The organism is Streptomyces sp. NPDC093591, assembly GCF_044764885.1.
In the GTDB taxonomy this organism is placed as follows: Bacteria; Actinomycetota; Actinomycetes; order Streptomycetales; family Streptomycetaceae; genus Streptomyces.
In genome coordinates, this window is the sequence record NZ_JBIWIY010000003.1 from 193650 (window position 1) to 215091 (window position 21442).

At 70.9% G+C, this 21442-nt stretch carries 19 protein-coding genes and 2 tRNA genes; 11 read left to right on the forward strand and 10 right to left on the reverse strand.

All coding sequences use genetic code 11. The features are described 5' to 3' along the window. Positions 1-35 precede the first annotated feature (35 nt). Positions 36-554 carry a heme-degrading domain-containing protein gene (locus tag ACIREI_RS07520; protein ID WP_403328464.1) on the reverse strand — a complete coding sequence of 173 codons (519 nt, stop codon included), beginning with the start codon at positions 552-554 and terminating at the stop codon, positions 36-38. Then, entirely contained in the window at positions 551-1624 is a 1074-nt protein-coding gene (locus ACIREI_RS07525) for a Gfo/Idh/MocA family oxidoreductase (protein WP_403328467.1), read from the reverse strand. Before ACIREI_RS07525 ends, ACIREI_RS07520 begins: the two co-directional genes overlap by 4 nt. Positions 1625-1672: 48 nt before the next feature. On the opposite strand from ACIREI_RS07525, the gene ACIREI_RS07530 reads away from it, so the two are divergent. From ACIREI_RS07530 to ACIREI_RS07550, 5 genes are all read left to right on the forward strand, one after another. Further along, positions 1673-2845, forward strand: coding sequence for an ROK family protein (locus ACIREI_RS07530; RefSeq protein WP_403328470.1), 1173 nt, complete (start codon positions 1673-1675; stop codon positions 2843-2845). Positions 2846-3006: 161 nt separating this feature from the next. Beyond that, positions 3007-3840, forward strand: coding sequence for a hypothetical protein (locus tag ACIREI_RS07535; protein ID WP_403328473.1), 834 nt, complete (start codon positions 3007-3009; stop codon positions 3838-3840). A 112-nt stretch (positions 3841-3952) separates the two neighbouring features. Further along, positions 3953-4732 carry an HAD-IIA family hydrolase gene (locus ACIREI_RS07540; RefSeq protein WP_403328476.1) on the forward strand — a complete coding sequence of 260 codons (780 nt, stop codon included), beginning with the start codon at positions 3953-3955 and terminating at the stop codon, positions 4730-4732. Positions 4733-4860: 128 nt separating this feature from the next. Beyond that, the gene (locus ACIREI_RS07545; RefSeq protein WP_403328478.1) at positions 4861-5373 is read left to right on the forward strand and encodes a hypothetical protein; all 513 of its coding nucleotides are present in this window, start codon (positions 4861-4863) and stop codon (positions 5371-5373) included. 2 nt (positions 5374-5375) lie between these two features. Further along, positions 5376-6041 carry a class F sortase gene (locus tag ACIREI_RS07550; RefSeq protein WP_403328481.1) on the forward strand — a complete coding sequence of 222 codons (666 nt, stop codon included), beginning with the start codon at positions 5376-5378 and terminating at the stop codon, positions 6039-6041. 224 nt (positions 6042-6265) lie between these two features. On the opposite strand, the gene ACIREI_RS07555 is transcribed toward ACIREI_RS07550, so the two are convergent. After that, a complete protein-coding gene (locus tag ACIREI_RS07555) occupies positions 6266-7039 on the reverse strand; it encodes an ANTAR domain-containing protein (RefSeq protein WP_403328484.1) in 774 nt (257 codons plus the stop codon). A 208-nt stretch (positions 7040-7247) separates the two neighbouring features. On the opposite strand from ACIREI_RS07555, the gene ACIREI_RS07560 reads away from it, so the two are divergent. Then, positions 7248-8279, forward strand: a complete 1032-nt coding sequence (locus tag ACIREI_RS07560) for a glycoside hydrolase family 6 protein (RefSeq protein ID WP_403328485.1) — start codon at positions 7248-7250, stop codon at positions 8277-8279. Positions 8280-8355: 76 nt separating this feature from the next. Here ACIREI_RS07560 and ACIREI_RS07565 read toward each other — a convergent pair whose 3' ends face one another. From ACIREI_RS07565 to ACIREI_RS07580, 4 genes are all read right to left on the reverse strand, one after another. Then, the gene (locus tag ACIREI_RS07565; protein WP_403328488.1) at positions 8356-10293 is read right to left on the reverse strand and encodes a galactose oxidase-like domain-containing protein; all 1938 of its coding nucleotides are present in this window, start codon (positions 10291-10293) and stop codon (positions 8356-8358) included. Beyond that, positions 10290-12305: a glycosyltransferase family 2 protein gene (locus tag ACIREI_RS07570; RefSeq protein WP_403328491.1), complete on the reverse strand. Its 2016-nt coding sequence runs from the start codon at positions 12303-12305 to the stop codon at positions 10290-10292. The genes ACIREI_RS07565 and ACIREI_RS07570 overlap by 4 nt, the downstream gene beginning before the upstream one ends. A gap of 326 nt (positions 12306-12631) precedes the next feature. Beyond that, positions 12632-13348, reverse strand: a complete 717-nt coding sequence (locus tag ACIREI_RS07575) for a FadR/GntR family transcriptional regulator (protein ID WP_403328494.1) — start codon at positions 13346-13348, stop codon at positions 12632-12634. A 214-nt stretch (positions 13349-13562) separates the two neighbouring features. Next, a tRNA-Lys gene (locus ACIREI_RS07580) sits at positions 13563-13636 on the reverse strand. A gap of 185 nt (positions 13637-13821) precedes the next feature. Here ACIREI_RS07580 and ACIREI_RS07585 point away from each other — a divergent pair. The 5 genes from ACIREI_RS07585 to ACIREI_RS07605 all read left to right on the forward strand — a co-directional run bounded on the left by ACIREI_RS07585 (position 13822) and on the right by ACIREI_RS07605 (position 19570). Beyond that, the gene (locus ACIREI_RS07585; RefSeq protein WP_403328497.1) at positions 13822-15321 is read left to right on the forward strand and encodes a peptidoglycan-binding protein; all 1500 of its coding nucleotides are present in this window, start codon (positions 13822-13824) and stop codon (positions 15319-15321) included. A 75-nt stretch (positions 15322-15396) separates the two neighbouring features. After that, positions 15397-16524 (forward strand): SPFH domain-containing protein, encoded by a 1128-nt coding sequence (locus ACIREI_RS07590; RefSeq protein ID WP_403328500.1) that lies wholly within the window; start codon positions 15397-15399, stop codon positions 16522-16524. Positions 16525-16662: 138 nt separating this feature from the next. Beyond that, positions 16663-17268, forward strand: coding sequence for a lytic polysaccharide monooxygenase (locus tag ACIREI_RS07595; protein ID WP_403328503.1), 606 nt, complete (start codon positions 16663-16665; stop codon positions 17266-17268). Between the two features lie 78 nt (positions 17269-17346). Then, positions 17347-17868 carry a hypothetical protein gene (locus ACIREI_RS07600; RefSeq protein WP_403328506.1) on the forward strand — a complete coding sequence of 174 codons (522 nt, stop codon included), beginning with the start codon at positions 17347-17349 and terminating at the stop codon, positions 17866-17868. Between the two features lie 40 nt (positions 17869-17908). Continuing rightward, complete coding sequence (locus ACIREI_RS07605; protein WP_403328509.1) at positions 17909-19570, forward strand: AMP-binding protein; 1662 nt, start codon at positions 17909-17911, stop codon at positions 19568-19570. Here the strand turns inward: ACIREI_RS07605 and ACIREI_RS07610 are convergent. From ACIREI_RS07610 to ehuA, 3 genes are all read right to left on the reverse strand, one after another. Continuing rightward, positions 19536-19609 (reverse strand) — tRNA-Lys (locus tag ACIREI_RS07610). The two genes, ACIREI_RS07605 and ACIREI_RS07610, sit on opposite strands and share 35 nt — an antisense overlap. A 120-nt stretch (positions 19610-19729) precedes the next feature. Next, positions 19730-20488 carry an IclR family transcriptional regulator gene (locus ACIREI_RS07615; protein ID WP_403328512.1) on the reverse strand — a complete coding sequence of 253 codons (759 nt, stop codon included), beginning with the start codon at positions 20486-20488 and terminating at the stop codon, positions 19730-19732. Between the two features lie 172 nt (positions 20489-20660). Beyond that, positions 20661-21437: an ectoine/hydroxyectoine ABC transporter ATP-binding protein EhuA gene (ehuA, locus tag ACIREI_RS07620; protein WP_403328515.1), complete on the reverse strand. Its 777-nt coding sequence runs from the start codon at positions 21435-21437 to the stop codon at positions 20661-20663. Between the last annotated feature and the right edge of the window lie 5 nt (positions 21438-21442).

The following is a 21442-nucleotide window of genomic DNA, read 5'->3' on the forward strand; positions in this document are numbered from 1 at the left end:
GTTCCCCGCGCCCCTGAAAAACGAGGGCGTTGCCCTTACTGCTTGCTCAGGAACTGTTCCAGGGCCTCCGCCACCATCCGGTGGTCCTCCAGCTGCGGCAGTCCGCTCACCGTCACCGACCCGATGACCCCGACTCCCTCGACGTTGATCGGGAAGGAGCCGCCGTGCGCCGCGTACGTGTCCGGGTCCAGGCGGGAGGACTCCTCGAACGTCGTGCCCTTGGCCCGGAAGCGGGCGCCGACGACGTACGACGAGGCGCCGTAGCGCTCCACCACCCGGCGTTTGCGGGCGATCCACGCGTCGTTGTCGGGGGTGGAGCCGGGGAGGGCCGCGTGGAAGAGCTGCTGGCCGGCGCGGTGGATGTCGATGGCGACCGGCGCCTGGCGCTCGCGGGCCATCTCGACCAGGAGGGAGCCGAGGGCCCAGGCGTCGTCGTGGGTGAACTGCCGGAAGACCAGACGGCGTTCCTGGGCCTCCAGCTCCTCCAGGGGCGGGGTGAGCTCCGGGTGGAACTTAGGGGTGATCTCCGGGTTGTGCGTCTTGTGCGTCGTCACAGTGCCACCGCCACTCCGTCACGGGCCGAACGGCGGGCCGCTTCCAGTACGTCGAGGGCGGCGGCCGCTTCCAGGGCCGTCACCGGGTTGGGGCCGCCGTCCAGCAGAGCCTTTGCCACGGCCGCATAGTAGGCGGGGTAGTCGCCGGGGAGGGTGGGTTCGACGCGGCCGCCGCCCGTCAGGGGGGAGTCGCCGGAACCCACTCGGCCCCACAGCGACTCGGGCTCCGTACCCCACTCGGCAGCCGAGTCGGGGCGCTGTCCCTCCCGCAGCGCCGCCTCCTGCGGGTCCAGGCCGTACTTCACATAGCCCGCCTTCGAGCCCAGCACCCGGAAGCGGGGCCCGAGCTGGGCGGTCGTCGCGGAGGCGTAGAGGTGGGAGCGGACGCCGCTCGCGTGCGTGAGGGCGATGAAGGTGTCGTCGTCCGTCTCGGCGCCGGGGCGGCGGACGTCGGACTCGGCGTACACCTGCGTGACGGGGCCGAAGAGGACCAGCGCCTGGTCGACGACATGGCTGCCGAGGTCGTACAGCAGACCTCCGATCTCTGCCGGGTCGCCGGACTCCCGCCAGCCGCCCTTGAGTTGCGGCCGCCAGCGTTCGAAGCGGGACTCGAAGCGCCATACGTCGCCCAGCTCGCCCTCGGCCAGGAGCCGCCGGAGGGTCAGGAAGTCGTTGTCCCAGCGGCGGTTCTGGAAGACGGAGAGCAGCAGGCCGCGCTCCTCGGCCAGCGCCGCCAGCTCGCGCGCCTCGGCCGCCGTGCTGGCGATCGGCTTGTCCACGACGACCGGGAGGCCCGCCTTCAGGGCGGCGGTCGCGAGCGGGACGTGCGTCTTGTTCGGGGACGCGATGACGACCAGGTCGAGGTCGGCGGCGCGGGCCAGCAGTTCGTCGGTACCGGCGACGGCCCGTACGCCCGGGTGCTCGGCGCGGGCCTGCCGCTGCCGCTCGGGGTTCGACGTGACCACCGTGTCCAGGGCGAGCCCCTCGGTGGTGGCGATCAGCGGCGCGTGGAAGACGGAGCCTGCGAGGCCGTAGCCGACCAGGCCGACGCGGAGGGGAGTAGCACTCATGCCGCCCACTTTCGCAACGCTGTTGCCAAAGTGCAAGCGCCGGGGACAATGGGCGGCGTGAACAGGACGAAGGGCGGTTCCGACGGCGGGGCGGCAGACGACACGAGCGGCGGCGCCGCGCGGCAGGGCCGCCATTCGATGCGGCTCGGCGCCCTGCGCAGTCACAACGCCGCGCTCGTGCTCGACCTGCTGCGCACGGCCGGTCCCGAGGGCATCAGCCGGCTCGAACTCGCCGAGCGCACCGGCCTCACCCCGCAGGCGGTCAGCAAGATCACCGCCCGGCTGCGGGAGGACGGGCTCGCGGCGGAAGCGGGACGCCGGGCGTCCACGGGAGGCAAGCCGCGTACGGTGCTGCGGCTGGTGCCGGGTGCCGGGCATGCGGTGGGGCTGCATCTGGACCGGGACGAGCTGACGGCCGTGCTCTGTGATCTGACGGGGGCCGTGGTGGCTGAGCGCCGGGCCCCGCTGGATCTGGGGGCCGGTGCGGACACGGTCGTCGAGCGGGCGGTGCGTGAGGTGGAGGGACTGGCGGACGGGAGTAGCCGGCCGCCGGGTGCCGTGCTCGGGGTCGGCGTCGCGCTGCCCGGGCCGCTCGACCATCGGCGCGGTGTGCTGCACCGGGTCACCGGGTTCCCGGAGTGGAACGGCTTCCCGCTGCGGGACGTGCTCGCGCGGCGCCTCTCACTGCCGGTCCTCGTCGACAAGGACACCAACGCCGCCGCCCTCGGGCTCGCGGTCGGGGGAGCGGCCGGGGCCTTCGCGTCCTTCGCCTATCTGCACTTCGGCGCGGGGCTCGGCGGCGGACTCGTCATCGGGGGTGTGGTGCACCGGGGCACCCGTACGGGAGCCGGGGAGTTCGGGCACCAGGTCGTCCAGCTGGACGGGCCGCCCTGCGGGTGCGGCAACCGTGGCTGCGTCGAGGCGCTGTGCCTGGCCGCCGTGGCGCGGGGCGAGACGGCCGAGGCGGCCCGTGTGCTCGGTACCGCGGCCGGCAACCTGGTCGCCCTGCTCGACGTCGACCTCGTCCTGCTGGGCGGCCGCACCGTCGCCGCCTCCCCTGAGACCTTCGTACGCGGAGTCGCCGCCGTCCTCGACGAACGCGCCCGGCGCGCGGGCGGGGACGCGGTACCGGTGCGGGTCGCCTCCGGCGGGGGGCGGGACGTCGCCGAGGGGGCGGCTCAGCTGCTGCTGGCGCCGCTGTTCGGGCGGGCCGAGGGGTGAGGGGCGCCGGGGTGCACCGACGGAGGCCGCCGCGCCGATCGCCGTACCCTGATCGCCGGGCGCTCATGGCCGGGTACGGCTCGCCCTGCGCTGATCGAGGGGACTTGCGGGGCCGTACGGAATGGCACCGTCCGGGAGCCGCCCCCACCCGCCATGGTCATGTGTTTATGCGACTGCACTCACCCGTTCCCTTCTGCCTCGCAGCAGCCGCCCTCCTCGCCGCAGCGCCCCCGGTGCGCGCGGAACCCCTCGCCGCGCTCCCCAGCTGCGCCACGGAAGACGGGGCCTTCCCCCTCACCACCCGCCTCCACGGCGGTCCCGCCTCCTACGCGGCCGGCGGCGGATTCGGCACCTGGTACCTGGACCTCACCAACACGACCGACCGCACCTGCACCGGCATCCACCCCGTCGTCGTCCTCGTCGACGGCAAGCGAGCCCTCAAGCCGTCCCAGCCCCGCCTGGAGTTCTACGGCAGCCCGGATGGAAGCCCCAACGGCAGCCCGGAGGGCACCCGCCCCCACCCCGTCCGCTTCGAGACCACCGACGAGGACGAACTCGTCGGCGCCTTCGGCGCCTTCGGCGGCTCACGCGGCTTCCCCGGCTTCACCGTCGGGCCCGGCAGGACCATCTCCGTGAAGGTCCGGCTCGCCATCACCTCGGACGCCGTACCGAACGAGGTCACCGCCAACGCGGCCGTCGTGCAGCGCCACGACCGCGACGGCGACTGGGTCGGCCAGTCCAACGACTACCGCTTCACCATCGAAGCCGACCTCACCGACGCGGCCGACCCGGCCGGCCGGGACGCCTCGGCCGACCCCGCCGCCTCCGCCTCCCCGGGCCCCTCGGCAACCCCCGGCACCGCCCGCAACCAGCTCACCCTCGCCGACGAACTCGCCCGCACCGGCCTCCCCTCACCCAGCGGCGCCACCCTCACCGCCACCGCGGCCATGCTCCTGGCCGGCGCCGCGCTGCTGTTCGCCCGGCGGCGCCGCTGAGCCGGACTTCCCGGTGAACGGTAGGAAGCCACTGGAAACTGACCGTTCCCTGAAGATCGGGCCTGTGCTTAGGGTGGGGCTCACGCAGCACGTACGGCAGGAGAGCGCGAACATGCCAGACCGCAAGCCCATCGAGTCATGGCTCACCGACATGGACGGTGTGCTCATCCACGAGGGTGTACCGATCCCCGGCGCCGACGCCTTCATCAAGAAGCTGCGTGAGTCCGGCAAGCCCTTCCTCGTCCTCACCAACAACTCGATGTACACCCCGCGCGACCTGCACGCCCGGCTGAACCGCATGGGCCTGGACGTGCCGATCGAGAACATCTGGACCTCGGCGCTGGCCACCGCCCAGTTCCTCGACGACCAGCGTCCGGGCGGCTCGGCGTACGTCATCGGCGAGGCGGGCCTGACCACCGCGCTGCACGACATCGGCTACATCCTCACCGACCACGAGCCGGACTACGTCGTCCTCGGCGAGACCCGCACCTACTCCTTCGAGGCCATGACCAAGGCGGTCCGTCTCATCAACGACGGCGCCCGTTTCATCTGCACCAACCCCGACGAGACCGGCCCCTCCACCGAGGGCCCGCTCCCGGCGACCGGCGCGGTGGCCGCGCTGATCACCAAGGCGACCGGCAAGCGCCCGTACTTCGCGGGCAAGCCGAACCCGCTGATGATGCGCACCGGGCTGAACGCCATCGGCGCCCACTCCGAGACCAGCGCCATGATCGGCGACCGTATGGACACCGACGTACTGGCCGGCATGGAGGCCGGGATGCAGACGTTCCTGGTGCTCACCGGCCTGACCCGGCCCGCGCAGATCGAGAACTTCCCGTACCGGCCGTCCAAGGTCGTGGACTCGATCGCGGACCTCGTCGACCGCATCTGACCGCGGCCGACAGCGGCTCCGCCGCGTGGCGGCCGGCCCGGAACACGACCCGTACGGAGCAGTCCGGCCCCACTGAGGATGCGGGGCGGGTGCCCCGGGGGGAGTCTCCAGATATCTGGAGGTTCACGATGGGATCACTGCGGGTCACTCTCTGTGCGATCGCCGCCCTGGGCGCGGTCGCCGTCACCCCGGCGGCCTACGCGGCGGACGGGGGAGTCTCGGTCAGTCCGTCGTCCCCCCGCCCCGGCGGCGACATCGCGCTGCGGCTGAGCGGATGCGCCCGGCAGACGGCCACGGCCGTCTCCACCGCGTTCGCCGCCGACGCCCGCCTCACCGCCGCGGCGGACGGCACCCTCGTCGGCGGGAGCCGCATCCGTGCCACGCTCACGGAGGGCACGTACGACGTGAGGGTCGCCTGCGGGGGCACCTCCCGCACGGGCGCCGTCACCGTCGTAGGGCAGGGTGCGCGGCCCGCGGCCCCCGTCCCCGCCGACGGCGGCGGCACCGCACACGCCGCCGCCGTGGACGCCCGCGCGGCCGGCCCCGGCACGGCGCACACCGTGACCGGGCTGGTCCTCGCGGGCGTCGCCGCCACCGCCGTGGCGCTGCGCAGCGCCCGCCGCAGACGCGAGCCCCGCTGACCATGGCCGACCACGAACGCCCCGCCTACGGCGGCCGCCTCCTCATGGGCGTGGCCTGGGTCGTGCTGCTGCTCGGGCTGTGGCTGTGGGGACGGGAGGCCGGCGACATACAGCAGGGCACGTCCGCGCCGGTGTCGGGCGACGTCGCGGCCGTCGGACGGCCGCCGAAGGTGGAACTGCCGTCCGCCGCACGGCCGTTGGGGGACGCGCTCCCGCAGCGCCTCGACATACCGGGCCTCGATGTGCGGGCACCGGTCGTCGCCCGGGGACCCGCCCGGCAGGGCGCCCTCGATCCGCCGCCCTACGAGCAGGCCCATGCCGTCGGTTGGCACGCGGCCGGGGTGAAACCGGGGGCCCCCGGCGCCGCGCTGATGGTGGGGCATGCCGGCACCGACACCCGGCCCGCCGTCTTCCACCGGATCAGCGCGCTGAAGCCGGGCGCGACGGTGCGGGTGCTCCGCGACGACGGCACGCTCGCCGAGTTCACCGTGGACGACGTCCAGATCGTCGCCCGCGACCGCTTCGACGCCCGGCAGGCCTACGGCGCCCACCGCTCCGGGCGGGCCGAACTGCGCCTGATCACCTGCGGCGGCACCTTCGACCCGGCGGCCCGCGGCTGCACGGCGAACGTGATCGTCTCGGCGTACCTCACCGGCACGGGGCTGTGAGCGACCCGGGGCGCACCTGGCCCGGTCGACGACCCGCTCCCCCCGAAGCCGCCGACCGGGCCGGTCCTCGACCGCGGGCGCACGGGCTGCGGGAGTAACCCGGCGACCGGCGCGGGAGGCTTTGTGTGACCGGAGTGGGGACTTGTCCGACCGGGGGCTGGGGTCGTCCGGAGAAGACTGTAGAACGGATGACGAGCGGGGCCTAGAGGACGGCCGAGGGGGTACTACGCACGTCCCTCGCCGTCGGCCCCCTCCGCTTCCCGGCGCAGCGCGGCGTCGTCCGCGACCCGGTCGATGACCGCCTGCGCGACCCCGTCCAGGGGCAGCCGATGGCGGCGCGCGTACTGCCGCATCGCCACGAACGCGCGGTCGGCCGCGGTGTTCCAGCGCTCGGCGAGCATGCCCTTGGCCTGCTCGATGCGCACCCTGCTCGACAGTGCCCGCTGCAACTGGTCGGCGGCGGTGCGGCATTGGACGTACGCCGTGTTGTTCTGCAGCCCGAGGGCCGCGCAGTCGGCGAAGAGCTGGGCCAGCCGCAGCGCCGTACCGTCGTCGCCCTCCGCGGGGAGGTCGGGCACGAACACGTTGAGGGCGCCGAGCAGTTGGTGCCGACGGCGCAGGGGGACCGCGTAGGTGGCGGCGATGTCGTGGACGAGGGCCCGCTCGGTGAACTCCGGCCAGCGGGCGGTCTCCCGGGCCGCCCTGATCGAGACCGGAGGCACCGGCCGGCCGGAGCCGTAGCTGTCCAGGCAGGGCCCGGCGTCGCGCTGGGCCTGGAGCAGTTCCGTCGCGACCTCCCGATGCGCGCCGCTCACCGCCAGCGACACCGCCCGGCCCTCGCCGATCAGCATGAACCCGGCGGCTCGCGCGGCCAGTAACCGCACACAGTGGTCGGCGACGCCCTGTAAGTGGCGCACGGCCTCGAAGCCGTCCCTGAGGGTGTCCGCCGACTCCACCAACGCCTCTGCCAGCCGGATCTCCCGGGTGGACTGGTGCATGACCGCACACTCCCCTTCGCCTGTGCCCCTGTTGGCGCCGCCCTGTGCGGGCGCGCCCTACCCCGCTCATCGGAGCCGCCGCAGCGGCTGTAACAGCTCCCCGGACCGTGGCTGTAACAGCTCCCCGACAAGGCCCGGCGACCTCGTGGGCCCCACGACACGTATGTCAGGATTGAGCCTTGGAACAGTGCACCCGAGGGGGAGCTGGATGTACCTGAAGAGGGGGGCCTGGAGGGGCGCTCGCGCGCGGACGTCCGCGGTGGTGCTGGGGGCGGCACTGCTGATCGCGGGCTGTTCGTCCTCCGGGGACGGCGACGAGCCGGAGGACAACGCCGGCGCCGGGATAAGCCAACAGCCCAAGGAGACCGATCCGTTCTGGGTGAACCCGGACGGCAACGCGGCAGAACAGGTGGCGGCCTTCGAGAAGGCCGGCAAGAAGGAGGACGCCGAGCAGATCCGCAAGATAGCGGAGCACCCGACGGGCGAGTGGATCAGCCCGGAGAGCCCGGAGGAGCAGGCGCGCGGCTTCACCGAGGCCGCCGACAAGGCGGACCGGACGGCGCTGCTCGTCCTCTACAACATCCCGCACCGCGACTGCGGCCAGTTCTCGGAGGGCGGCGCCGCCGACGGCAACGCCTACCGGGCGTTCGTCGACAGCGTCGCCAAGGGCATCGGCGACCGCCCGGCGACGGTGATCCTGGAGCCGGACGCGGTGCTGCACATGGTGGACAACTGCACGGCGCAGGAGTACCACGAGGAGCGCTACGACCTCCTCAGCGGCGCCGTCGCCAAGCTCAAGGCGCTGAAGAACACCAAGGTCTACCTGGACGCGGGCAACGCCGGCTGGGGCCATCCCGACCAGATCTTCGAGCCCCTGAAGCGGGCGGGCATCGACCAGGCCGACGGCTTCTCGGTCAACGTCTCCAACTTCTACACGACCCAGGACTCGATCGCGTACGGCAAGGAGCTCTCCGCCAAGGTGGGCAACAAGCCCTTCGTGATCGACACCAGCCGCAACGGCAACGGCCCCTACACCGGCGGCAACCCGGACGAGCGCTGGTGCAACCCGCCGGGCCGCGCGCTGGGGGAGACGCCGACGACCAAGACGGCGGACCCACTGGTCGACGCGTACGTGTGGGTCAAGCGCCCGGGCGAGTCGGACGGCGAGTGCAAGGGCGGTCCGAAGGCTGGCGAGTGGTGGGCGGAGTACGCCCTGAGCCTCGCGAAGGCCAGCAAGTAGGCCCTGGCGGCCTGACAACCTGTACACGCCTTGGGGGCGCCCTCCGTCACGGAGGGCGCCCCCAAGAGCGTGTCGGCTAGGGCACCTTGACCCACTGCGCCTTGCTCGGCGTCCCCTGATCATCCGTCACGAACACCATGTACCACCCCGACGGAACCAGGTTCCGATTCTTCGGCACGGTCACCGTGATCTTGTCCCCGGACTTCTTGAAGTCCAACGCCACCGACCGCTGATCCACGTCCGTGACGTGCGTCGACGCGCTCGGCCGGATCAGCCGTACGTTCTGGATGGACGAGGCGTGCTGCGAGGTGAACGTGCCCGTCCCGCCGCGCCGGATGGTCTGCGGCCCGCCCGACAGCGACGGCTGCGCGTCCCGGTAGAGGTACGGCGGCGTGTAGATCTCGATCCGCTGCTCGAACTTGCCCGGCTTGGTGTTGGCCGCGTCGGCGTACAGCGAGTCCGAGCCGAAGAACATCACGCGGCCGTCGGGCAGCAGGATCGACCCCGAGTGGTAGTTGCGGCCCACGAGTGGGTCGGCGACCTGGTCGAGGGTGTTCGTGTCCGGGTGGTAGATCCGCGCCTGGAGGATGTTGGAGTCGCCGCGCCCCCGGTAGTCCTCGGAACCGCCCGACACCAGCACGGTGTCGTCGGGCAGCACCGACGCCTGCGGATACCGCGTGCCCTTCTCCAGCGACGGCCCGTCCACGAACTTCGGGCTGTCGGCCTTGAGATCGATGAGCCGCGTCTTCTCGCTGGACTCCCTCGACTCGCCGACGCCACCGCCGCCGATCACCATGTACTTCTCGTCCTGCGCCGGCGGCAGCAGCACCGTGCCCGACGTCTCCAGCAGCTTGGGGTCGCTCAGCCCGGGCAGCTTGGTGAACTTGTTGGTGTCGACGTCCCAGATGCCGGGGTCGCGGCCCACGTCGTCAGGACCGTAGCCCGCGTTCGAACCCGAGTAGAAGATCTTGCCGTTCTCCAGCGGGAACAGCGCCGGGTACGTCGGGAACTGCCGGACCTTCGCCGTGTACGCCCACTTCTTGGTCTTCGGGTCGTACACCTCGTTCTTGCCCGGCACCAGCTGGCCGATGTCGTCGAGGCCGGAGACGCTGAGGATCTTCCCGTCGCTCAGGGTGGTGAGCGTCGGGTACCAGCGGGCCTCCTTCATCGGGTCGACCTTGATGTACTTCTCGGCCACCGGGTCGAACTCGTAGGCGTCCCGGATGCCCTGGAAGTCCTTCTTGTCCAGGGCGAGCTTCTGCGCGATGCCGTACGTGTTGCGCGCGTCGGCACCGCTCAGGCCCTGGACGCGGTAGTTGTCCTGGGTGCCGGTCTCGTACTGTCTGCCCTTCTTCTGTGCCTCGACGTAGATCCGGCCGAGACCGGGGTCGTTGCGCAGGAACTTGCCGGTCGCCTTGTCGAAGACCTTCTTCGCGCGCGGCACCAGCACCGGGTCCTTGGAGACGAACGTCTTGCCGTTCTCCTTGCCGGTGAACTTGGTCCCCGCGGGCAGCGTGATCGGCCGGTCCGGGTTCTCGTTGTGGACGATCATCAGGCCGCCGGCCTTGGTGACGTCACCCTTGAGCTTCTCGTACCGCTTCGTTCCGCCCGCGATCAGCAGGTTGCCGTTGGCCAGCTGGGTGTGGCCCGTGCAGAACAGGTCGTTCGGCGTCGGCACCTTCTTGATCGTGCCCTTGACCGGGTCCCAGATCCGGGTGTCGTACTTCTTCGCGTCGAAGTTGTCCTGGTTGTTGCCCGAGCCCGCGATCAGCAGCACCTTGCCGGTGTGCAGGAGCGCCGCGTGGATGGTGTTCTGGCGGTACTCCTCCGGGAAGTCGACGATCTCCCACTTGCCGTTCTCGGCTTTGTACTCGGGCTTGTTGATTTGGTACTGGTGGTATTTCTCGGTGCCGACGCGGTACAGCCACGGCCCGTTCATTCCGGCCAGCGCGAGTACCACCGCCGTACCTATCGCGAGTCGACGGGCGCGGCGGCGGCCTGCACGGTCGTTCATTCCTTACGTCCCCCAAGTCCACCAAGGGCGATCTGCATCGTCTGATCGTTACCACTACTGCCCGAGGCGGCCCAACTCGGCTTGTGCTGCGGCGCGTGCGCCGCATGCGGGGCATGGGAAGCGTGCTGCGCGGGCAGCGGTTGCGGCTCCGGCTGGTACACCGCGGTCTGGGCCGGGGCGGGCTGAGCCGGGGCCGGCTGGGCCGGAACGGTCGCCGCGGGCTTCTTCTTCTCCTGCCGCAGCATGTACCGCCAGGCGAAGATCGGCGTCGCGGTGATCAGCATGGCGAACGTGGCCCAAGTGATCATCGCGGGGTGCGCGTGCCCGTACACGAACCCGGCGGCGATGGACGCGCCGAAGATCGCGATGAAGTACCAGTGGTAGCGGAAGGTCCCGAACCACCGGTCGGGGCTGGCCGAATCGCCCTTCGGGGTCACCACGAACTTGCTCTTGCGCCGCAGGGCGGAGTCGATCAGCGCCTTCGCGTACAGCGGCGCCGACAGCGCGGACATCACCATGCCGGCCACGCCGCCGGAGCCCTCGGGCTCGTGCGGCGAGACGTTGTGGCGGCGGTTCCAGACGTACAGGCCGATCTGGAGCGCGGAGGCGTTGCCGTAGAGCATCAGCCAGATCGTCGGGTCGATGTTCACACCCGAGGCGCCCAGGCCCAGGAACAGCGCACAGCTCAGCGCGGCCAGGATCCAGTTGAGGGCGGACATCGGGTAGAAGATGATCATCATCGTGTAGTTGAAGAGCTTGCTCGGCGGCAGCGAGTACCAGCCCTTCCAGTACTGCTTGAGGATCGTCTCGTACGTCCCTCGCGACCAGCGCATCTGCTGGGTGAAGAAGTCCGTCCAGGCGCTCGGCCCCTCACCGACGGCGAGCACGTCCGGCGTGTAGACCGAGCGCCACTTCTTCCCCGTCGCCGGGTTCTTGTGGCGGTGGATCTCGAAACCGGTCGCCATGTCCTCGGTGATCGAGTCGTACAGGCCGCCGATCTGCTTGAGCGCCTTGATGCGTACGGCGTTCGACGTACCCACGAACATCGGGGCGCCGTACTTGTTGCCGGCGCGCTGGATGAGGGCGTGGAAGAGGAACTGCTGGGACTCGGCGGCCTTGGTGACGAAGTTGTCGTAGTTGCCGTACACCTGCGGGCCGATGACGAAGCCGACGTTCGGGTCGCGGAAGAAGCCGAGCATCCGCTCCAGGTAGTTGGGCAGCGGCACGTGGTCGGTGTCGACCGAGGCGAAGAAGTCGTAGTCGTCGCCGTGCGCGTCGAGCCAGGCGTTGTAGTTGCCGTGCTTGGTCTTGGCGCGGTGCGGGCCCTTGGCCTGGTTCCACTTGGCGATGCCCTTGCGGGAGAAGTGGTGCACGCCGAGCCGCGCGCACACCTCCTTGACCTCCGGGTCGTCGCCCTCGTCCAGCAGCCAGACGTGCATCAGACCCCGGTGGCGCAGCTTGACGGCCGCCTCCAGGGTCTTCGTCACCATCTCCAGCGGCTCCTTGCCGGGCACGAAGGAGGTGAGGAAGGCCACTCTCGTGCCGGTCTCCGGCACCACCGGGATCGGGTCGCGGGCGACCAGCGTGGCGTGCGCGTTGGACAGCACGTTCATGCAGCGGAAGAACTCGATCAGGCCGATCGAGACGAGCATCACGACGTCGAGCGCCGGCAGGAAGTCGTAGGCGGGATAGTCGCGCTCGGTCCAGTGCTCGGGCTGCAGCAGCCAGAACAGCAGGACCAGCGAGAGCAGCGGAGCGGCCGCCAGCATCAGGGCGACCCTGATCCGGTGCGGCTCCTGCGATATCAGCGAGCGGTACTGGACCCGGTACGGCTTGTTCGGGTCGGGCTGGGTGAGGGGACCTGCCAGTCGGCTGTAGTGCTCGTAGTCGTACTTCGGCAGCGTCTTCTTGATCCGGCGGAACGCGCCGGTCCGAGTCTGCGAAGGCACCCTGAGCTGAGTTGTTTGAGACGGGTCGTAGTTCTGCCGGGCGCCCGTCGGCGTCGACGTCATGAGTCATCCCCCCACACGCAGGTCACCGCGTGTCTGTCGGTTCCTTTACGACTGCTCCGGTCCCCCTCGACCTTGCACAGGCGTATCAGTGGTGGGCCGCAGTCACCACATCTTCTCCACCATAGACATGGAACAGCGACCTTCCGGTTGCATCATGCCCCCCTCGGCATGCGGTCATGAACGGGGCCCCCTATGCCCCGGGCGAAAACCGACAACCGGCTCCTTGCCCCCCAACTGCCGCGTATCCGCAGCATCTTGAAAAACCAATCACCAGGGTTCTACGTCGTTCCACATGATCGCAAGATGCGAAACGAGGTGTTTACCGGTCATACGCGCTCATTGTGGCACCTGTGGGGGTGTTGTGTACCCGTTGTGGATACGCGGGCGCGGATGTTGCCGAAGTGGTCCCTTATGGCCTCCTCCGCCCGTATCGCATCGCCCGACCGCACCGCGTCCACGATCTCCCGGTGCTGCCGGCAGGTGACCAGGGGATCCTGGGGCGCGCCCCCGAGGTCGGTGTGGACACGGTGGAAGGCGTCCCAGAACGCCTCCATGACCTCGCCCAGCAGCGCGTTGTCCAGCCCTCGGTAGAGAGTGGCGTGAAACGCCCGGTCGGTCTCGGCGATGCCGTCACCGCCATGCGCCGCCTGCTCTTCCATACGGTCGACCAGTGCGTCCAGTTCAACGAGATCGGCGTCCGGCACCCGCCCCGCGAGCCGCGACACCAGCCCCGTCTCCACGGCCTCCCGCAGCTGCACCAGCTGGAGCAGGGTGTCCTCGCCCCGATAGTGCCCGGCGACCGTACGGAAGGCGAGGCCCTCGATCATCGGCGCCAGCGACATCGTGCCGACGTAGGTCCCGAACCCGTGCCGGATCTCCACGATGCCCATCGCCTGCAGCCCCTTGAGCGCCTCACGCACGGAGTTCCGGCTGGCGCCGAGGTGCGCCATCAGCTCGGGCTCCGTCGGCAGCGGGGCCCCGGAGGGCAGCCGGCGATCGATGATGAGCTTCTTGATCCGCTCCTGGAGGTCTCGCGCTGCCATGGCCAGAGGGTATCCGGCCAAACACGAGAAGAGCCCCTCGCTTGCACGAGGGGCTGTCTCTGTCGGTGCGCCGCCAGGGACTCGAACCCCGGACCCGCTGATGCTGCATTCCCCGGGGGGTAACCCCCGGACCCCCAGCCGCCGGTGCGGGGCCTGGGGCGGCCTGTTTCAAAGGCGAAGGCCCCCCGCGGTTGCGAGAGGCCTTCACTGTCTGTGCGCCGCCAGGGACTCGAACCCCGGACCCGCTGATTAAGAGTCAGCTGCTCTAACCAACTGAGCTAGCGGCGCGTGCTGACGGCGTTAACTCTACATGACCTCCGGGGGTGCCCCGGACCACCGGGCGGGGGTGGCGGAGGGCGGCCGGGGCGGTCGTAAACCATTCGGACCGTCAACATGCGAGTCCCGAAGACAGTTGAGAAACTGACGGGGTGTACAGCCGCGGACATTTCCAACTGGAGTGTGAGGGGAATCGCATGGAGGCTCGGACTCCGGTATTCGAGGAATTCGATCCGGCGAGTGACTGCGACTGCCCCGGATGCGTTCACTGGCGACGCGTTCTGCCGCATTCCACGACCGGCCGCCACCCTGCCGCGCACCGGACGCTGATTCTCGCCGCAGCCGCCTCCGCCACCCTCGCCGTCGGTCACACCGCCCCGGCCCTCGCCGCCCCCCACGCCCCCGACCGCCCGAGCGTTCCCGCAGGTGACGAGCCCGCGACCCCCCAAGGTGGCAAGGCCCCGCTGCACGGCCCGGGCGGCAGGCCGGCCAAGCCGGGCGGCGTGGTCGAGACGCCCGCGACGAGCCGCGCGGAGATCATCAGGCGGGCCAAGAAATGGGTCGCCGCACGGGTGCCGTACAGCATGTCCAAGTACTGGTCGGACGGATACCGGCAGGACTGCTCCGGCTTCGTCTCGATGGCCTGGAAGCTGCCCGGCAACGAATGGACCGGCAGCCTCGACCAGTACGGAGTGCGAATCTCGAAGGAGGACCTTCAGCCCGGTGACATTCTGCTGTTCCACAATCCGGCGGACCCCGAGAAAGGCTCGCACGTCGTTATTTTCGGCGGCTGGACGGACTACACGCACAGCTACTACATCGCCTACGAGGCGACCCGCCCGCAGGTCCGCCGACAGGCCACCCCGTACGCCTACTGGAGCCACTCCGACCGCTATCTGGCCTACCGGTACAAGGGACTCGTGGGCGGCGCGACCGGCGGGAAACCGGACACCGGGCGTCCGGACGGCGGACGTCCGGACGGTGGACGGCCCCACGGTGGGCGGCCCGACGGTGATCCGCCGGGCACCGGGCGGCCGGACAGCGCCGAACCGGAGGACGCCAAGCGTGAGGCGCCCTACCCGGGGCGGGCGTATTTCGGCCCCGGGGCCAACAACAAGTACGTCACCCAGCTGGGCCGCATGCTCGTCGAGCGCGGCGCCGGCCGGTACTACACGGCCGGGCCGGGGCCGCGTTGGTCGGACACGGACCGCAGGGCCACGCGGGCCTTCCAGCTGGCGCAGGGCTGGCGGGGCCGGGACGCGGACGGGTTCCCGGGGCCGCGGACCTGGGCGCTGCTGGTGACGGGCAAGGGCAAGAACATCCAGGCGACGTGGCTGGGCGGGCACGGCGCCCCCGCGTCGCCGGCCTCGCACGGGTCGCCCGCATCGACGGTGCCAGCCAAGTCGTCCAAGCCATCCCAGTCATCCACGTCACCCATGTCACCCGCGTCGCACGGGGTGCCGGGCTATCCGGGCCGGGCGATGTTCCGGCCGGGCGTCAGCAACAAGTACGTCACCCAGCTCGGGGAGCAGCTGGTGAAGAAGGGGTTCGGCAAGCACTACAAGACCGGGCCGGGACCGCGCTGGGGCGAGGCGGACCGGCGCGGCGTCGAGGCGTTCCAGCGTGCCCAGGGCTGGCGGGGCGGCGCGGCGGACGGCTATCCGGGGCCGGAGACCTGGCGGCGGCTCTTCTCGTAACCCGACATCGCGTCGTAGCCCGACATCGCGACAACCACCGTTGTGACGCATCTGGCGCGGAGGCTGGAGGCACGCATGACCACGACCACTTCACCCACGCCCGAGCCCGAGGGGCTCGCGGGGCCGGCCGAGGCGCCTGCCCGGCCGGCCAGGCTGATCCAGAACGAGGGGACCACCGAGATCCCCGTCCATCTGCTGTTCCGTGACGGCCCCGACCCGGTGTCCGTGCCGCTCAGGCCGACGGTCGTGGCGCGCCGGCAGGGCACGGGGGAGCAGCCGCGCCTGCGCCGCCCGGTGCAGCCGAAGCCGCCCCCCGCGCCGGAGGTCGACCCCGAGCTGGTGGAGCGGCCCGCACGGGTGCTGCCCGGGGCGGCCGGGGTGTTCGCCGGGGCCTGCGGGGCGGCCGGCTGCCTGGCCACCTCGTGGTGGGCCGGGGTGCTGCCGCCGCTGGTGGTGGAGGCGCTGCGGTTGCCCGCGTCCGCGGCGGGGCTGGGGCCCGTTCAGTGGGCGGCGTACACGGGGGCGGGAACCCTCGGGCTCGTCGGCCTCGGCGGGCTGGCGCGCGGGCGGACCGGGCGGGCCTGGGTGCTCGGGCTGTTCGGCGGCTACCGGGGGACCGTACGGCGCACCGGTCTGCTGTGGGTCAACCCGCTGCTGCTGCGCCGCCGGGTCGACGTACGGCTGCGGCACTGGCGGAGCGAGCCGATGCCGGCGGCCGACGGCAACGGGGTCGCGCTGCGGGTGGTCGTACTGGTGGTGTGGCGGGTGCGGGACACCGCGCGGGCGGTGCTCGGGGTGGACGACCACGAGACGTATCTGCGTGAGTGCGTCGAGGCGGCGCTGGCCCGGGTGCCGGTGGAGATGCCGGGTGCCTCGCGGGGGTCCGTCGAGATGTCCGGGGACGCATTGACCCGGCTGGTGACGCGGGACGCGGAGGCGGTCGGGGTCGAGGTGTTCTCGGTGCGGCCGGTGCGCGTGGAGTACGCCCCCGAGGTCGCCGCCGCCATGCACCGCAGGCGTATCGCCGCGCTGGACGCGCAGAACCGGGCGACCATGCTCACCTCGGTCGTCGACTCGGTGGAGGACACGGTGACCCGGTTGACCGTGCGGGGGCTGGTCGAGCTCGACGACTACGAACGCAAGGCGCTGGTCAAGGACTTGACGGTGGCGTTCTGCGCGGGCCGGGGCGAGACGGCCACCTAGCCCCCTGGCCCTGCACCTGACGACCCGTCGAACAAGTCCCTTGATTGGTATGGACATGTTCAACGATCAGCAATAATCTGGACTTGGTCTAGACCTGCAAGCTCGCCGAACTTCCCCCACGTTCCCAGGAGCAGCAGCATGCGCAGAAAGACCAAGTGGTACGCCGCCGCACTCGGGCTCACCACGGCCGGGGCCCTCGTGCTCTCCGCCGGAGGTGCCAGCAGCCACGGCTACACCGACCTCCCCATCAGCCGGCAGAAGCTCTGCCAGAACGGCACCGTGACCAACTGCGGATCCATCCAGTGGGAGCCGCAGAGCGTCGAGGGCCCGAAGGGCTTCCCGGGCTCAGGACCGGCCGACGGTCAGATATGCAACGCGGGGCTGGGGCAGTTCGCCCAGCTCAGCGCCCCGAGGACACCGTCCGGCGGCGCCTGGCCCGCCACCAAGGTGACCGGCGGTCAGAGCTACACGTTCCGCTGGCAGTTCACCGCCATGCACGCCACGACCGACTTCAAGTACTACGTCACCAAGCCGGGCTGGAACCAGAACCACAACCTGGCCCGCTCCGACCTCAACCTCACCCCGTTCCTGACCGTCCCGTACGGCGGCCAGCGACCCCCGTCCACGCTCTCCCACAGCGGCACCCTGCCGTCCGGGCTGAGCGGCCGTCACGTCATCCTCGCGGTGTGGACGATCGCCGACACGGGCAACGCGTTCTACGCGTGCTCGGACGTCACGTTCTGAGTGTTACTTGAGACAAGAAGGCTTCCCCCGGGGGTAGGTTCCCCACGACCAGCAGTACCTGACCTCGGGGGAAGCGCCATGGATTTCTTCTTCTACGCGGTACCCGGCCTCATCCTGGCCGTCGTCCTCTTCGGCGCGTACCGCGTGGTGCGCCGCTCGCTGCAGATCCGCCGCGCCTGGAACAGCGGGCTCACGGCTGAGGCGCGCTGTCTGCGGATGTTCACGACGACCCACGGGGGCGGCAACGACACGTCCGTGAGCACCACGCTGCACCACGTCTACGAGTTCACCGCGCGCGACGGCCGCCTCGTCCGCTTCGAGGAGGAGGACGGCCCGGCGACGACGATCGAGGGCGACATCGTCACCGTCCACTACGCCGAGGGCCAGGAGGTCGTCGCCACGGCCAAGTCCCCGGGCCGCGCGAAGCTGGCGGCGTCCACCGTCGCCATCCTGGCGTTCCTCGGGGTGATCGCGGTGTTCTGCGTCGGCTTCATGGTCACGTACAGCCAGGCGTTCGACGGTCTCGGTTTCGGCTTCGGCGAGGACGTGGTCGACACGACCGACACCGTCGTCGTCGACGGGGTCACGATCACCCCCTGACCCTCCACATCTGACGCCCAATCAATTACCGTGCGCCGCCATGGAGTCCAACAGGCGTACGGTCGCGGAACTCGTCGCCGGCCGGTGGGACGACCACCGACCCGGGCTGTGGTGCGAAGGGCGGGCGCTCACCCATCACCAGGTGGCGGCGGGTGCCGCGGCCCGGGCCGCACTCCTGGCCGACCTGGCGCCGCCCCGCTCGCACATCGGGGTGCTGCTCGACAACACGCCCGAGTACCCCCTGTGGCTGAGCGCGGCGGCCCTCGCCCGCGCCGCCGTCGCCGGTATCAACCCGACCCGCCGCGGCCCCGAACTCGCCCGCGACATCCTGCACACCGAGTGCCGGATCCTGGTCACCGAGCGGGCCCACCTGCCTCTCCTGGCCGGCCTCGACCTGCCCGGCGTGCGCCTGCTGCTGACCGGCGAGGCGGAGTACGACGCCCTGCTCGCGCCGTACGACGGCGCCCGGCCCGATACCTCCCGCGCCACCCCGCACGACCGGCTCCTGCTCTACTTCACCTCCGGCTCGACCGGCGCCCCCAAGGCCGCGATCTGCACCCAGGGGCGGCTGGCGGCGGCGGGGCGTTCACTGGCCGACCAGTTCGGTGTCCGCCCCGACGACGTGCACTACATCTGCATGCCGATGTTCCACGGCAACGCGGTGATCGCCGACTGGGCACCCGCGCTGGCGGCCGGAGCGGGCGTGGCGCTGCGGCGGCGGTTCTCGGCGTCGGGGTTCCTGGACGACGTACGGCGCTACCGGGCGACGTACTTCACCTACGTGGGCCGGGCCATCCAGTACCTCCTCGCCACCGAGCCGCGCCCCGACGACCGGGACCACACGCTGCGGCTCGGCTTCGGGACGGAGGCGGGCACTGTGGACGCCGCCGCCTTCGAGCGGCGGTTCGGGGTGCGGCTGGTGGAGGGGTACGGCTCGTCGGAGGGCGGGGCGGCCGTGCAGTGGTCGCCGGGGACGCCTGCGGGGGCCGTGGGACGGGCGGCGCCCGGGCTCGTCGTACTCGATCCGGAGACCTGCGCGGAGTGCCCGCCGGCCGTCTTCGACGCGGGCGGGCGGCTGGTCAACGGGGACGAGGCCATCGGCGAGCTGGTCAACCGGGGGCCGAACCCCTTCGAGGGCTACTGGCGCAATCCGGAGGCGGAGGCGGAGCGGCGGCGGGAGGGCTGGTACTGGACGGGGGACCTGTTCTGCCGGGACGCCGACGGCTATCTGTACTTCGCGGGGCGCGGTGACGACCGGCTCCGGGTCGACGGGGAGAACCTGTCCGCCGCGATGATCGAGAACATCCTCGCCCGGTACGAGGGTGCCGCGGCCGTCGCCGTGTACGCGGTGCCGGATCCGGTGACCGGGGACCAGGTCATGGCGACGATCGCGGGGGACTTCGATCCGGACGGCTTCGCCGGGTTCCTGCGGGTCCAGCCCGATCTGGGCACCAAGATGGCTCCCCGGTTCGTGCGGGTGGTGGAGCGGATGCCGGTGACCGCCACGAACAAGATCCAGCGGGCGGGGCTGAGGCGGGAAGGGCTGCGGTGTGCCGACCCCGTGTGGTGGCGGCCGGCCGGGGAGCGGACGTACCGGCGGCTGACCCGGGCGGATGTCCCGGCATACGTCGAAGGGCCCCTCGCTCCCACGAGAGGCCCTTCGGAGGTGCGCCGCCAGGGACTCGAACCCCGGACCCGCTGATTAAGAGTCAGCTGCTCTAACCAACTGAGCTAGCGGCGCATGACTCCCGCCGACCGCGTTCCCAGGGGGTTCGCGGCTGGCGACGAAGAAAATACTACCTGGTCCGCGGGGGTGCTTCCGACCACCCCGGACCAGGCCCGGAAAACACGGGGAGCAGGCCTAGATCGCCAGCGACAGCAGCACCGGTGCCGCGTTCCGGTTCAGGGTGTCCGCCGCCTGACGCAGTCGGTGGGCGTGCTCGACCGGGAGTGACAGGGCGAGGCAGCCGACCGATGATCCGGCCGTGATCGGGACCGCCGCGCACACCGTGCCCACCGCGTACTCCTGGAGGTCGAGGTGCGGGACCGTCGGCGGCTGGGACTCCAGGCGGGAGAGCAGCACCTTGTCGTTGGTGATCGTGCGCGAGGTGAGGCGGGCCATCTTGTGGCGGGAGAGGTGGTCGCGTCGGCCGTTGTGGTCGAGTTGCCCGAGCAGGCTCTTGCCGATCGCGGTGGCGTGGGCGGAGAAGCGGAAGTCGACCCACTCGTTGACCACGGGGGTGCCCGGGCCGGCGGCGTACTGGTCGATCTTGATCTCCCCGTCGATGTACCGGCTGATGTAGACGGCCGCACCGACGGAGTCGCGCAGCCGGTCCAGGGTGCGCTGGAGGTTCTCGCGCAGGGCCTGTTCGCGGCCCTGCGCGGAACCGAGGCGGTTCAGGGCGTCGCCGGTGACATACGCCCCGTCGGCGACCTGCTCGACGTAGCCCTCGCGGCGCAGCATCCGCAGGAGGCTGGTCAGGCGCTCCATGCCGATGCGCGTGTGCCGGGCGAGGTCGGTGTCGGTGACTCCGGTGGTGTGCCGTGCCACGGTCTCCAGGACGCGCAGGGCGTCCTGGGCCGAGTGGTACGGCGTCGTCGGCTCGTGCTGCAGCGCCACGGTTCCCCCTGCGGTCGCACGTCGCTTCTCATTGGGGCATTCGAGTCAGCCAATCCCCTTCACGATAACGGGCAAGAGGCCTGTAGTGAGCGGTTGTTGTCGAGATTGCAACGCCCTCAACTGCGGTACCAGCACGCTGGCATATGCCAAGGTCATGCGCCGTATCCCGGAGTCACAGCACAGCGCTGAGAAACTCCCGTGTGCGGTCGCTCTCGGGGTCGTTGAAGATCTTCTCCGGCGCGCCGGACTCGATGACCCGGCCGGAGTCGAACATCAGGACCTGGTCCGAGATGTCCCGGGCGAAATTCATCTCGTGGGTCACACAGAGCATCGTGATGTCGGTGGTGCGGGCGATGTCCCGCAGCACGTCCAGGACGCCCGCGACCAGCTCCGGGTCCAGCGCCGAGGTCACCTCGTCCAGCAGCAGCACCTGCGGCCGCATCGCCAGCGCCCGGGCGATCGCCACCCGCTGCTGCTGGCCGCCGGACAGCTGGGTCGGGCGGGCGTCGCACTTGTCGGCGAGGCCCACCATGTCCAGCAGCTCACGGGCGCGGGCCTCCGCCTCGTCCTTGGACAGGCCGAGGACGGTGACCGGGGCCTCGGTGATGTTGCGCAGCACCGACATGTTCGGGAACAGGTTGAACTGCTGGAAGACCATGCCGATCTTCTTGCGGACCTCGCGGATCCGCTTCTCCGGGGCCGGGAAGAGCTGGTCCCCGGCGACGGTGATCGTGCCCTCGTCCGGCTTGAGCAGGGTCATCAGCATGCGCAGGATCGTCGTCTTGCCGGAGCCGGACGGGCCGATCAGGGTGACGTGCTTGCCCGACTCGACGGAGAAGTCGAGCCGGTCGAGGACCGTGTTGGACCCGAACCGCTTGGTGACGTTGTCGAAGCGGATCAGTTCGCTGCCGTCCACCGGCGGGTTGGCGCTCGCGTCGGGTTCTTTCATCAAAG